Origin of the sequence: Gordonia alkaliphila (genome assembly GCF_023017165.1) — a bacterium.
Taxonomy (GTDB): Bacteria; Actinomycetota; Actinomycetes; order Mycobacteriales; family Mycobacteriaceae; genus Gordonia; species Gordonia alkaliphila.
Genome location: NZ_JALKBW010000001.1, coordinates 409,511 through 422,673 on the forward strand (window position 1 = coordinate 409,511; position 13,163 = coordinate 422,673).

At 68.1% G+C, this 13,163-nt stretch carries 11 protein-coding genes and 2 tRNA genes; 7 read left to right on the top strand and 6 right to left on the bottom strand.

The features are described 5' to 3' along the window. Positions 1 to 2: 2 nt before the first annotated feature. Positions 3 to 1,892, bottom strand: a complete 1,890-nt coding sequence (locus MUG78_RS01940) for a propionyl-CoA synthetase (protein WP_246991678.1) — start codon at positions 1,890 to 1,892, stop codon at positions 3 to 5. A 269-nt stretch (positions 1,893 to 2,161) separates the two neighbouring features. On the opposite strand from MUG78_RS01940, the gene MUG78_RS01945 reads away from it, so the two are divergent. After that, on the top strand, positions 2,162 to 2,488 hold the full coding sequence (locus MUG78_RS01945; RefSeq protein WP_246991680.1) for a transglycosylase family protein: 327 nt from the start codon (positions 2,162 to 2,164) through the stop codon (positions 2,486 to 2,488). 91 nt (positions 2,489 to 2,579) lie between these two features. Here the strand turns inward: MUG78_RS01945 and MUG78_RS01950 are convergent, their stop codons facing one another. After that, a complete protein-coding gene (locus MUG78_RS01950; protein WP_246991682.1) occupies positions 2,580 to 3,014 on the bottom strand; it encodes a hypothetical protein in 435 nt (144 codons plus the stop codon). A 151-nt stretch (positions 3,015 to 3,165) separates the two neighbouring features. On the opposite strand from MUG78_RS01950, the gene MUG78_RS01955 reads away from it, so the two are divergent. Next, entirely contained in the window at positions 3,166 to 3,657 is a 492-nt protein-coding gene (locus MUG78_RS01955; protein ID WP_246991684.1) for a ferritin, read from the top strand. A 62-nt stretch (positions 3,658 to 3,719) separates the two neighbouring features. On the opposite strand, the gene MUG78_RS01960 is transcribed toward MUG78_RS01955, so the two are convergent. Together MUG78_RS01960 and MUG78_RS01965 are read right to left on the bottom strand one after the other, a co-directional pair. Further along, a tRNA-Met gene (locus MUG78_RS01960) sits at positions 3,720 to 3,796 on the bottom strand. 243 nt (positions 3,797 to 4,039) lie between these two features. Beyond that, positions 4,040 to 4,116, bottom strand: a tRNA-Met gene (locus MUG78_RS01965). Positions 4,117 to 4,287: 171 nt separating this feature from the next. Between MUG78_RS01965 and MUG78_RS01970 the strand changes: the two genes are divergently transcribed. Continuing rightward, positions 4,288 to 4,581 carry a hypothetical protein gene (locus tag MUG78_RS01970; protein ID WP_246991696.1) on the top strand — a complete coding sequence of 98 codons (294 nt, stop codon included), beginning with the start codon at positions 4,288 to 4,290 and terminating at the stop codon, positions 4,579 to 4,581. Positions 4,582 to 4,714: 133 nt separating this feature from the next. Here MUG78_RS01970 and MUG78_RS01975 read toward each other — a convergent pair whose 3' ends face one another. Beyond that, positions 4,715 to 7,699 carry a UPF0182 family protein gene (locus MUG78_RS01975; protein WP_372493083.1) on the bottom strand — a complete coding sequence of 995 codons (2,985 nt, stop codon included), beginning with the start codon at positions 7,697 to 7,699 and terminating at the stop codon, positions 4,715 to 4,717. Positions 7,700 to 7,787: 88 nt separating this feature from the next. Between MUG78_RS01975 and MUG78_RS01980 the strand changes: the two genes are divergently transcribed. Next, a complete protein-coding gene (locus MUG78_RS01980; protein WP_246991698.1) occupies positions 7,788 to 8,279 on the top strand; it encodes a PPA1309 family protein in 492 nt (163 codons plus the stop codon). 23 nt (positions 8,280 to 8,302) lie between these two features. Here the strand turns inward: MUG78_RS01980 and MUG78_RS01985 are convergent, their stop codons facing one another. After that, positions 8,303 to 9,343 (bottom strand): YlbL family protein, encoded by a 1,041-nt coding sequence (locus tag MUG78_RS01985; RefSeq protein ID WP_246991700.1) that lies wholly within the window; start codon positions 9,341 to 9,343, stop codon positions 8,303 to 8,305. Between the two features lie 55 nt (positions 9,344 to 9,398). On the opposite strand from MUG78_RS01985, the gene MUG78_RS01990 reads away from it, so the two are divergent. From MUG78_RS01990 to MUG78_RS02000, 3 genes are all read left to right on the top strand, one after another. After that, the gene (locus MUG78_RS01990) at positions 9,399 to 10,808 is read left to right on the top strand and encodes a zinc-dependent metalloprotease (RefSeq protein WP_246991702.1); all 1,410 of its coding nucleotides are present in this window, start codon (positions 9,399 to 9,401) and stop codon (positions 10,806 to 10,808) included. Positions 10,809 to 10,882: 74 nt separating this feature from the next. Then, positions 10,883 to 11,902 carry a hypothetical protein gene (locus tag MUG78_RS01995; protein ID WP_246991704.1) on the top strand — a complete coding sequence of 340 codons (1,020 nt, stop codon included), beginning with the start codon at positions 10,883 to 10,885 and terminating at the stop codon, positions 11,900 to 11,902. Then, entirely contained in the window at positions 11,808 to 13,154 is a 1,347-nt protein-coding gene (locus MUG78_RS02000; protein ID WP_246991706.1) for an ABC1 kinase family protein, read from the top strand. Before MUG78_RS01995 ends, MUG78_RS02000 begins: the two co-directional genes overlap by 95 nt. The last annotated feature ends 9 nt before the right edge of the window (positions 13,155 to 13,163 follow it).

A 13,163-nucleotide genomic window follows, 5' to 3' on the forward strand; every position in this document is an offset into this window, starting at 1 on the left:
ACTCAGTCTTCCGTCGGCGGAGCGAGCTGCTCGACGAGGGCTTCCAGCACCGCGGGATCCTCGATGGTCGACGGCACCGCGTAGTCCTCGCCGTCGACGATCTGGCGCATGGTCTTGCGCAGAATCTTGCCGGAGCGGGTCTTGGGCAGCGCCTGCACCACCGTCACGTCGCGGAACGTGGCCACGGCGCCGATCTCGTCGCGCACCAGCTTCACCAGTTCGCTGCGGAGGGTGTCCTCGGCGGTGTCGACGCCGGCCTTGAGCACGATGTAACCGCTGGGACGCTGCCCCTTGAGATCGTCGTGGATGCCGACCACTGCGCACTCGGCCACGGCCGGGTGACTGGCAACGACGGCCTCGATGCTGCCGGTGGACAGACGGTGACCGGCCACGTTGATCACGTCGTCGGAGCGGCCCAGGACGAAGACGTAGCCGTCGTCGTCGACGTAGCCGGAGTCGCCGGTCAGGTAGTAGCCCGGGAAGGTGTTCAGGTACGACGTGCGGTAGCGCTCCTCGTCGCGCCACAGCCCGGCGAGCGTGCCCGGCGGCAGCGGCAGCCGCACCACGATGTTGCCCTCGGAGCCGGCCGGCACCGGGGCGCCCGCGCCGTCGACGATCTCCACGCGGTAGCCGGGCACCGGCACGCTCGGCGAACCGGCCTTGATCTCCAGCTGCTCCAGACCTCGCAGGTTGGCGACGATCGCCCAGCCCGTCTCGGTCTGCCACCAGTGGTCCACCACCGGGACGCCCAGCTTCTCCGACGCCCAGAAGAAGGTGTCCGGGTCCAGTCGCTCACCGGCGGCGTAGAGGGTGCGCAGGCTCGAGATGTCGTACTTGGCCAGTTCGCGTGCGTCCGGATCGGCCTTGCGGACGGCGCGGATCGCGGTGGGCGCGGTGAACAGTGCGACGGCGCCGTGTTCGCTGATCACGCGCCAGAAGGCGCCGGCGTCCGGGGTGCCGACCGGCTTGCCCTCGTACATGATCGTCGTGGCGCCGACCAGGAGCGGGCCGTAGACGATGTAGGAGTGCCCCACCACCCAGCCCACGTCGGAAGCCGTCCACCAGACCTCGCCGGGTGAGACGTCGTAGACGTTCTTCATCGACCAGGTCAGCGCGACGGCGTGGCCGCCGTTGTCGCGGACCACGCCCTTGGGCTTACCGGTGGTGCCCGAGGTGTAGAGGATGTACAGCGGATCGGTGGCCGCGACCGGCACCGGGCCGACCGGGGTGGCCGCCGCGCTCACCTCGTCGAAGTCCAGCCAGCCGTAGTCGGCGGCACTGCCGGTCACCTCGGGGCGGTCCTTCACGATGACGGTCGACGGCGCCGTGGCCGACAGTTCCAGCGCGGCCTGCACCATCGGCAGGTACTCGACGGTGCGGCCGGGCTCGAGTCCTCCCGACGCGGTCACGATGGCGACCGGTTCGGCGTCGTCGATCCGGGTGGCGAGCTCGGGTGCGGCGAAACCGCCGAAGACCACCGAGTGCACCGCGCCGATACGCGCGCAGGCGAGCATGGCGATCGCCGCTTCCGGGATCATCGGCATGTAGATGATGACGCGGTCGCCCTTGCCCACACCGCGTTCGGTGAGTGCGCCGGCGAAGGCCGCCACGGCGTCGAGCAGTTCCGCATAGGTATAGGTGCGCTGCTGCCCGGTCATCGCCGAGTCCCAGATGAGGGCGGCGCGATCGCCGTGCCCGGCCTGCACGTGCCGGTCCAGCGCGTTGGCGGAGGTGTTCAGCATCGCGCCGGGGAACCAGCGGTAGATCGGCGGGTTGGAGGCGTCGAGCGCCTGCTCCGGCGGCGTCAGCCAGTCCACCGCCTTCGCGGCATCGAGCCAGAAGCCCTCCGGGTCGTCGATGCTGCGAGTGAATTCGTCGTTGTATGCGCCCACGTGCCTACGGTAACGATCCGCGCTGGTGTCGGCGGTCACTTTCCCCGTGTGTACCGCCTCACAATCACCGATTTTTTGGTCACGAACAGATAACGACGACACGCCGACGATGACCAGGAACGACGCCGATTTCGTCGCACCGACGCCGGAACGCGGCAGTGCGGTGCGTCACAAAAACGGGCGTGACCTTTGCTTTCCGATCTCGTAGCGTCGTCGTCGGTCCGAAATCGCCAGGGAAATCGCCCCGGCGAGACTTAGGAGGAATTACCTTGAGCTTCACCAAGATCGCGACGCGCGCCGTCATCACCGGCGCCCTCACCCTGGTCCCGATGGCGGCTGTGGCCGGCAACGCTTCGGCGCAGTCCCACAACTGGGACGCCGTGGCCGGCTGCGAGTCCGGCGGCGACTGGGCGATCAACACGGGCAACGGCTACTACGGCGGCCTGCAGTTCTCGCTGCCGACCTGGCAGTCGCACGGCGGCTCCGGCATGCCCCACCAGGTGAGCCGTGAGGAGCAGATCCGCGTCGCCGAGAACGTGCTGCAGACGCAGGGCGTCGGCGCGTGGCCGACCTGCGGCGGTCTGCTGTACTCCTGATCTGCCGCACCTGAACTACCCCGCCCCTGGGGCTGCTCGAACCGCACAGTCGGTTCGGTCGGCCCCAGAGTCGTTTCCACCCGGCGTCGCATCAACCCCAGTTGCGCGCCTGCTCCACGACGAAGCCGATGAAGATCACCAGCGTGCCGCCCACCTCGCCGATGATCAGCGCGATGGTGGCGGCGGTCAGCCCGCGGTCGGCCGGGTGGTACTGATTCGTGGTGTCCTGGCGCCAGCCGTGCAGGCAGTAGGCCGCGATGGCCCCGACGAAGAAGGCCACGACCACCGCGAGCGCGACGATGTTGACCCAGCTCGGCCAGGCGCTGAACTGCACGAACGGTGCCAGCATGACGGTCGCGAAGGCGTACATGAGGGCCGCCCGGTGGGCGATGTCGACGTAGACGTGCGCCTGCCCCACCGGGCTCCTACTGATCTGAACGAACTTCCAGACCCCCAGTAGCAGCGCCCAGAGGAAGATCAGCCCGCCGGCGATGAGGGCGATTTGCGTCGACGATTCCAGTTGCACGGTCCCACCGTAGCCCGCGGCCGGCCCTCGGACTCGGCCGCCCAGTCACGCCCAATTAGGCTAGGATAAGTACATATCCGCAGTTCAACGCCAGTTTAGGGTAGACAACTCTTGCTAGCGCATAGAGCCTTCCCGGCCTAACGTGAAGGGCATGAAGATGAATGAGGAACTCGAACACGCATTCAGCAAGCAGATCACCCTGGAGTTCGAGTCGGCGATGCTGTACCGCCAGCTCGCCATCGAATTCGAGCTGAAGGACCTGCCGGGCTTCGCCACCTGGATGAAGGTCCAGGCCGCCGAGGAGCTCACGCACGCCGACCGACTGATCAAGCACCTCCTCGATCGCGACAACCACCCGGTGATCGGCGACATCAGCGTCGGGTCGATCAAGATCGACGGCATCGGCGATGCCTTCGAGATCGCACTCAAGGCCGAGGAAACCGTTTCGGAGTCGATCCGCGGCCTGTACCGCCTGGGCCAGGAGACCGGCGACATCGACTCCCGCCCGGTGATCGACTGGTTCATCGCCGAGCAGGTGGAGGAAGAAGCCACCGTGCGCGAGATCATCGGCCGTATCAAGCTGATCGACGGCGACGGCTCGGGCATCCTGCGCCTCGACGCCGAACTCGGCGCCCAGGCCTGACGCGCCCGCGGCACCGACGGATGCGAAGAAACCCGCACTGTTTCCAGTGCGGGTTTCTTCGTTGGTAGCGGGGGCAGGATTTGAACCTACGACCTCTGGGTTATGAGCCCAGCGAGCTACCGAGCTGCTCCACCCCGCGTTGCAAGAGGTAACACTACACAGGGCGGCGCGGGACACGAAACCGGCTGGTCAGAGGTTCGAATCCGCCCCGGGAAGAACGTCGTGCACACCCAGGATCGACCCCCGCCTGACCGCCGCCGTCCGGTGCAGTCACCAGGCGACTGCACTAGACGGCAGAGTGCTGCCGAGTGGAAGCTCAACAGTCTCGCTGACCCGCACAGAAAAAGGCCCCCGACCGGAGATCCGATCGGGGGCCTTTTCGTGGTAGCGGGGGCAGGATTTGAACCTACGACCTCTGGGTTATGAGCCCAGCGAGCTACCGAGCTGCTCCACCCCGCGTTGCAAGAGCTACGTTACACAGGCGCGTTTCGGTTCGCCAAATCGTCGACGACGACAGTAGCGGACGCCACACCTATCGCACCCGGCCCCGATTGTCCGGAAGATCGATGCCATGTGATTCTCCTCACCTATGGGCTACATTGGAAGCAGGACCGATCAACAGGAGGAGTCATGGCAACCCATTCCGTTCACGAGAATCGGGGCTGGCACCCCATGAGCATGGTCGCATTCACGATGCTGCTCGTCGGCGCGTGTTTCTCGGCGCTGTGGGTGATCACCCTGGCCGATCTGCCCGACAACAAGCCGACGAACATCGCCTACGGCATCATCGCGCTCGGGCTGCTGCTGTCGACCGCGGTGATCTTCGGCTGGCTCACCCGACACCTGCACCACTCGCCGCTGCTCCCGGACCACACCGAGGCCGAAGAGAAGCGGTACCTGGAGAAGGTTCGCGGCTCAGCATGACCCTCGAGAAGCCGGGGCTCCGACCCGAAGCGCCAGAGAGAACTGAGTAGGCAGCACGGTTTACGCCCCTTGTGAAGACGACGCGGGCCCCGCCACCCCAGAAGGCGGGACCCGCGTCGTCGTCTTTCTCCGATCAGTTCTCGAGCGACTCGTACTTCTTCACCGCGTCGTCGAGCTTCTTCAGCGCATCGCCGAGCTGACCGAGGTCACCGCTGCCCTGCGCCTTCTGCACGGCGTCGAGCGCGGCACCGAGGTCCCGCACCGCCGCGTCGCGTTCCGGTGAGCCACCCTGCTGCGGGGCCGTCGGCTGCGGCTTCTCGTCGGTCTCCGGCTTCTGCTGCGGGCCCGAAGTGGCCCCTTCACCGGCGAGCGTCGGCGTGGCCGCGCTCGGGTTGATGCCGACCTGACTCAACGCCTCGCCGACCGTCGGCGCGAAGCCCACCCGGACTCCGCCCTCGCCGGCCGCGGCGTTGTAGTACGTCAGGACGCGGTACAGCTTCGGCATGGCCGAGTCACCGGATTTGGCCTCGGTATAGATCGGCTGTGCGTACAGGAGACCGTTGCCGCCCACCGGCAGCGCCAGCAGGTTGCCGTACAACACGTTCGTGTTCTCCAGCAGCTTCAGTTCCTGCTGGACACGGGCGTTGGTCTTCATGTTCTCGCCGGCCTGCCGTGGACCGATGGTCGTGGTGTCGGTGGGCAGCGTTTTCACGGTGATCTTGCCGTAGCCGTCCGGGTCGGAGTTGGCCGTCATGTAGGCCGCCAGGTTGGGCCGGTCGAGCGCGTTCAACGCGGCCGTCAACTGGAACTGCGGGAGGTTCATCTGTCCGGGCGCCGACGCCGTGAAGTAGTACGGCGGCTGCTTGGGCCCCTCGTTGGACTCGTTCCGCGGATCCGCCGGGACCGACCAGAAGTTGTTGGCCCGGAAGAACGTCTGCGCGTCGCTGACGTGGTAGCGAGTCAACAGCGCGCGCTGCAGCTTGAACAGGTCCTCCGGGTAGCGCAGGTGCGCCTTCAGGTCGGGCTGCTTGTCGAGGTCGACCTTCGACTTCACCACGCCGGGGAAGACCTTCATCCAGGTCTTCAGCACCGGATCGGTGTCGTCGGCTTGATACAGATCCACCTTGCCGGTGTAGGCGTCGACGGTCGCCTTGACCGAGTTCCGCACGTAGGAGACGTTCTCGTTCACCTGGGTGCGGCCGGTGGTGCCGCTGTCGGCCTGCCGGGAATCGGCGGTGGCGTCCTGCAGCGACATCTGCTGCGAGTACGGGTACTTGTCCAGGGTCGTGTAGCCGTCGACGATCCACTTGATGGAGCCGTCGGCCATGACGGCCGGGTAAGTCTTGGCGTCGACGGTCAGCCACGGCGCGACCTGCTTCACGCGGTCCCGCGGGTCCCGGTTGTACAGGATGCGCGAGTTGTCGTTGAGCGCGTTGGACAGCAGGAAGTTCCGCTCGCCGTACTTGAGGGCGTACAGCAGACGCGAGCCCCAGTTGCTCAGGCTCACGCCGGAATCGGCGGTGTAGGTGTACTGCGCACCGTCGCCGTCGAACTCGCGGTCACCGTCCGAGGATCCGACGATCGCGTAGTCCGGGCTGAGGCTGCCGATGAGCTCGCCGAAGTAGATCCGCGGCTGTGTCACCTTGAACGGGGCGTTCGCCTGGAACTTCGGGTCCTTGATGGTCTGCACGTCGGCGACGATGAACACCGGCATGCCGCCGCGGTCCGACGACGAATCGCCGGACGCCTCGTCGACGGTGTTGGCCTGCGCGGCGATGAAACCGTTGCCGTGCGTGAAGACGGTGTGCTTGTTGATCCAGTTGGTCTGGTTCTCGCCGAGGCGGTTGGGATCCACCTCGCGCACCGCGACCACGAAATCGCGCTGCTGTCCGTCCACCTCGTACCGGTCCACCGCCAGCTGCGACGGGAAACCGTAGATGTTCTTGAGCGCCTGACGCTGGTAGAACGCCTTCGACAGCAGCTCCGGATCCAGGATGCGAATGTTGCTGAGCGTCGCCGCGTCGGAGTTGACCTCCGCCGGGATCGCCGGGGTGCGCGTCCAGTCGCCGTCGTAGGTCACGTCTAGGCCGTCACGGATCCGGAAGGCGTCGCGGGTGGCGTTGATGTTGCGCTGGATGTATTCGCGTTCCTTGTCGGCGGCGCTGGGCTTGACGGCGAACTGTTCCATCGCCATCGGCCAGGCCACGCCGATCACCAGCGACGACAGCAGCAGGAGCACGGCGCTGAGCGCCGGGATCCGCAGGTCGCGCAGGAAGATCGCGGAGAAGAAGGCGAGCGCGCACACGACCGCGATGACCATCAGGATGAGCTTGGACGGCAGCACGTAGTTGATGTCGGTGAACGTGGCGCCGGTGAAGATGTCGCCGCGTCGTTCACTGGTGAGCAGGTCGTAGCGGTCGAACCAGTAGGCCACGGCCTTGAGCGCGACGAACAGGCCGGCGATCACGGCGAGCTGCACGCGCGCCGGATTGCTGATGGAGCCGGTGCGGCCACCGCCGCCGAGACGGATGCCGCCGACCAGGTACTGGGTCAGCAGGTTCGCGACGAAGCCGATGCCCAGCGCCAGGAACAGCAGATCCATCACCAGGCGGGCGAACGGCAGCGTGAAGGCGTAGAAGCCCATGTCCATGCCGAACTGCGGATCGGTGATCCCGAACGACTCCCCGTTGAGGAAGGTCAGCACGGTGGCCCACGAGGCCTGCGCCACCAGACCGGCCATCACGCCGATCAGCAGCGCGGGCAGGATCCCCAGCAGGCGCGGGCGCTTGCTGATCGTCTCCCGGTAGCGCGCCAGCGGATCATTGGGTCCGGCCGCCATCACGTATTCCGGACGCGTCCGGTAGGCGAAGTAGATGCAGGCGAAGACGATCGCCCCCACCACCAGGGTGGCCACCAGGAAGATCACCACCCGCGCCGTGAGCATGGTGGACATGACCGACGAGAAACCGAGGTCGGAGAACCACAGCCAATCGGTGATCAGGCTGACCAACCGCGGCCCGAGGATCAGCAGAAGCAGCAGCACCACCGCCACGCCGATCAGGATCTTGCTTCTACGAGACAACGACGGCCGTCCGATAGGACTGCGCACACCCACCACGATCGTTTACTCCAATTGGGGGTCAGGGGACAGCAACGGGTACCACCTTACGCAAGCATCCGAATCCGGCTCGGGTCACAATGGTGCCGTGACCTTCTCCCAAGCCGATCTCGGCAACGCTCTGGCGCAGTGCGCCGCCTACGCGGCAGACCTGCCGTGGGGTTCGCACGACCTGCTCTTCGCTCTCGTCCCGACCGCCGAACTGCGGTTGCAGGCACCCGATCTGGTCGGTGAGGGCGACGACGCGCCGCTCAGCCCGGTGCTGCAGGAGGTCGACGACCCGTCGGTGGACACCGCCACCCTGCTGGCCGGCATCGGCTGGCCCGACGCGGTGGTCGGCACGGCACTGCTCACCGAGATCACCGTGGTGGCGCCGGACGGCGGAGACGACGACGGCCGTCGTGCGCGCCTCATCGGCGGCGCGCTGCGTACCGGTGCGCGTCTGGCGCTGCTCGACGTGCAGCCGGACGAGTCCGACGACCCCGACTCCCCCAACCACCTGCGCACCCACCCGGAGCTGGCCCCGGAGCTGCTCGACGCGCTGGCCGCCACCTTCGACGAGGTACCCACCGAAGGCTGAGCCCTGGCTCAGGGGTTCGGCGTTCAGCAGTGCGGGCGCGGCGCTCCGGTCTTGAGCGCTCCGAGCGAGTCCACGGCACTGGTCAGGGTGTCCACCTTGATCAGCTCCAGACCGTCCGGCGCATCCGTCTTGGCTTCGGCGCAGTTGGCCGCGGGCACCAGGAACGACGTCGCCCCGGCCTCCCGCGCGGCGGCCAGCTTGTGCGTGATGCCGCCGATCTGCCCCACCTCGCCGCTGGGCACGATGGTGCCGGTGCCCGCGATGAACCGGCCGTCGGCCAGGTCGTCGGGCGTCAGGTGGTCGATCACCGCGAGGGTCAGCATCAGTCCGGCCGACGGGCCGCCGATGTCGCCCACGTTGTAGGTGATCGTGACGTTCGGATCGGCGCTGACCACCTTCGGGGTCACGCCGAGGAAGCCGGCCTTCGGATCGTCCGGGCGGGTGCCGAGCGTCACGTCGATCACTTGCTCGGTGTCGTTGCGGTCGACGGTCACCGCGACCGTCGAGCCCGGCGCGAGACCGCGGATCTTCTCGTGCACCTGCTCGACGGTGGTCACCGGCTGGCCGTCGAGGGCGCGGATCACGTCGTTCACCTCGAGCTTGCCCTGGGCCGGGCTGTCGTCGGCGATCGGTCCGACCCCGACCGCCGTCGGACGCTGCAGGTAGGTCAGGGCGGCGCCGGTGGCGTTGTCCTCCGAGCTCGCCATCTGCGCGGTGTTCTGCTGCTGCACTTCCTCGTTGGAGACGCCCGCCGGGAAGTACAGTTCCCGCGGCTGCAGCTGGTAGTCGCTGGAGAACCACAGACCCAGCGCCTGGAACAGGGTGAGACCGTCGGTCAGCGACACGGTGGTCAGGTTGAGGTTGCCGCTCGGGTCGTTGTCGACGCCCCCGGTCACCGAAACCACGGGCTTGCCGTCGACCTCACCGAGGGTGTTCACCGTCGGCCCGGGGCTGAGCGCCACGTACGGCACGCGCACATTGCTGCCGAGGAGCACGAAGGCGATCAGGATGACCGCCGCGACACCGATGGTGATCAGCCGGCGACGCGAAGGGTTGAGCCTCATTCGGCCGAGGATACCGACGCCGCCGCATCCCGTCCGATCCCGGTACCGTGGTGGCATGACTGATCTGCCCTTCGGTTTCTCCTCGTCCGACGGCCGCGACGACGACGACAAGGAGCGCGCACGGCGAGAGAGCGGCGCCGGCGGCTTCGGCGGCTTCGACCCGTCCATGTTCGGCGGCGCGGCGGGCGGTGCCGGATTCGATCCGTCGCAGCTCGGCCAGATGTTCACCCAGCTGGGCCAGATGTTCAGCGGGATCGGCGCTCCGGGCGCCGCGGGTTCCGGACCGGTGAACTACGACCTCGCCGCCCGCCTGGCCCGCCAGCAGATGGGCGACTTCCGTCCCATGCTGGAGAGTGAGGAGCGCGCCGTCGCCGACGCCGTGCGCCTGGCCGAACTGTGGCTCGACGAGCAGACCGCCCTGCCGTCCGGGATCACCGTGACCCACGCGTGGACCCCCGTCGACTGGCTCGAGCAGACGCTGCCGACGTGGCGCCTGCTGTGCGATCCGATCGCGACGTCGCTGGAGACCACCTGGCAGGACGGGCTGCCCGAGGAGGCCAAGGCGATGGCCGGGCAGATGCTGTCGATGATGTCCGGGCTCGGCGGCATGATGTTCGGCAGCCAGCTGGGGCAGGGCCTCGGGCACCTCTCCACCGGCGTCCTGACCTCCACCGACATCGGCCTGCCCCTGGCCCCGGCCGGGACCGCGGCGCTGCTGCCGGAGGCGATCGCGAAGTTCGCCGAAGGCCTGGACGTGCCCGGTCAGGAGATCGTGGTGTTCCTGGCTGCTCGCGAAGCCGCCCACCAGCGCCTGTTCGCCGGCGTCGGCTGGCTGCGGCAACGGCTGCTCTCCAGCGTGGAGGACTATGCGCGCGGCATCCGCCTGGACATGAGCGGGCTGGAACAGCTCGGAGCCGGCGTCGATCCGCAGGAACTGCTCAGCAATCCCGCCAAGATGGAAGAGCTGATGAGCCAGGCGGCGGCTTTCGAGCCCGCCCTCAGCCCGGAACAGCAGGCGGCACTCAACCGCCTGGAGACGCTGCTCGCGCTGATCGAGGGCTGGGTGGAGAACGTCGTCACCGCCGCGTTGGGCGACCGCATTCCGTCGACCGCTGCGCTCACCGAGACGATGCGTCGTCGCCGGGCCACCGGCGGACCGGCCGAGCAGACCTTCGCCACCCTCATCGGTCTCGATCTGCGACCGCGCAAGGTGCGGGAGGCCGGCGAGCTGTGGCGTCGTCTGGCGCAGGCCGTCGGCGAGTCCGGCGCTGCGGCGGGCAACGACGTCCGCGACGGTGTCTGGGCGCACCCCGACCTGCTCCCCGATTCGACCGATCTCGACGAGCCGGCCGCCTTCATCGATCGCGTGATCGGCGGCGGCACCGGAGCGTTCGACGATCCGATCGCGGAGCTCGAGCGCACCATCGAGGAAGAGCGCAAAGCGCGCGGGGACGACGACGCCTGAGCCGTCGGTCCTGAGCGGTCGGCCTGTGGACAACGCTCTCGACGGGCCGCGCCCACGGTGACACCGTGTGCTCCATGGGGCACACGACTTCCGACCAGCTGTTGCCGGTGATCAGTGCGGGCACCCCGATCCTGCCGCGCGGTGACGGACGGCTGCACATCGGCGGCGAACCGTCCTCGGCGCTCGTCCTGACGCTGGAGCCGCCCGCCGACGCGCCCGCCGTGGCCCGACTGCTCGACGACCTGCGTCGCCCGCTCACCCGCGCCCAGCTCAGTGCGCGGGCGCGGGCGGCCGGCCTCACCATGGCGGCGTTGTCCGCGTTGCTGCAGCGACTGGTCGCGGCGGGCAAGGCGGAGCCGCCGGCCGGACCCGACGCCCCGCACCTTCGGGTGCGGATCCACGGTCGCGGCCCGCTGGCGGCACGACTCGCCGACGGGCTGGCCGCCCTCGACATCCCGGTGGTCTCGCAGACACTGGGTCCGGGTGCGCTGCACCCGTCGCGGCGCTTCGACTGCAACCTGCTGCTGCTGGCCGATCGGCTGATCGTCGATCCGCCGGTGCGGCTCGCGCTGATGGCAGCGCGCACCCCGCACCTGCCGGTCGTCGTGCACGACGGCGTGGGCCTGGTCGGACCGCTGGTGCTGCCCGGCCTGTCGAGTTGTCTGCGCTGTGCCGATCTGCACCGCGCCGAACTGGATCCGGAGTGGCCGCGGCTGGCGGCGCAGCTCGCGGTGGTCGGCGTCGACGCGGCTCCCGACGACCTCGCCGTCACCGCGGCGCTCACCTGCCAGGAGGTCGCCGGTATCGCCCGTCGACTCCGGATGCGCGACACGTCGCCGCCGCAGACCCTGAACCATCGGCTTCAGATCCACTCCTCGCCGGCGGGAACCACGCTGGTCGCGGCACCGCCGCATCCTCGCTGCGGGTGCCGATCGGTCCCGGCCACCCTGCCGCCTCGACCGCGCGTCCACTACTCTCAGAGCAGGCGAAAGGACAGCGTTGAGCGACATCACACGGGGACAGGGCCGCCGCAATGCCAAGCTGGCGGCACTACCGCTCGGCATGGCGGGGCGAGCAGCGGCAGGATTCGGTAAACGACTTGCCGGCAAGAGCAAAGACGAAGTCAGCGCCGAGCTGATGGAGAAGACCGCCGAACAGCTCTTCGAGGTGCTCGGGCAGCTCAAGGGCGGCGCCATGAAGGTGGGCCAGGCCCTCTCGATCATGGAGGCTGCCGTCCCCGAGGAGTTCGGGGGGCCGTTCCGCGAGGCGCTCACCAAACTGCAGGCCGAAGCGCCGCCGATGCCGATCGAGACCGTGCACAAGGTTCTCGACCAGCAGCTCGGCACCCGCTGGCGGGAGCGGTTCGCGTCGTTCGACGACGAGCCCGCCGCGTCGGCCAGTATCGGCCAGGTCCATAAAGCGGTCTGGGCCGACGGTCGCGTCGTCGCCGTCAAGGTTCAGTACCCGGGCGCCGACCAGGCGCTCAAGGCGGACCTCAAGACCCTGAGCCGGATGTCCGGTCTGATCCAGAAGCTGTCGCCCGGCACCGATGCCAAGGCGATGATCGACGAGCTGATCGACCGTACCGAAGACGAGCTGGACTACATCGCCGAGGCCGACCACCAGCGGGCCTTCGCGAAGGCCTTCGACGGCGACCCGGACTTCGTGGTACCGAAGGTGGTCGCCAGCGCCCCCAAGGTGGTGGTCTCGGAATGGATCGAGGGCACCCGCCTGAGCAAGATCATCACCGACGGCACGCGCGAGCAGCGCAATGCGGCCGCCACCAAGATGACCACGTTCGAGTTCAGCTCCCCGGCCCGCGTCGGACTGCTGCACGGCGATCCGCACCCCGGCAACTTCTTCGTGCTCGACGACGGCCGCTTCGGCATCCTCGACTTCGGTGCGATCGGCGAGTACCCGGACGGCCTGCCCGCCGAGACCGGCCCGATTCTGGCGTTGGCCCGGGACCAGAAGTACGACGAGCTCCGCGAACTTCTGGTGCAGCACAACTTCATTCGCCCGCAGTACGCCGACAAGGTCAGCGGCGACGACCTGGCGAAGTACCTGCAGCCGTACGTCGATCCGCTGTACACCGACTCGTTCCACTTCACCCGGAAGTGGCTGCAGCGGGCGGCCGGCAAGGCGACCGACGTCAGCGGCGACGTCTACAAGACCTCCCGGCTTCTCAACCTGCCGAAGGAGTACGTGATGGTTTTCCGCGTACTGCTCGGCTGCGTCGGTATCGCCGCGCAGCTCGACGCCGAGGCCCCCTACCGCGAGATCATGTACCGCTGGGTGCCGGGTCTGGTGGAGGACGAGGACGCCCCGGTCGAACCCGCTCCCTGAACTCGCCGA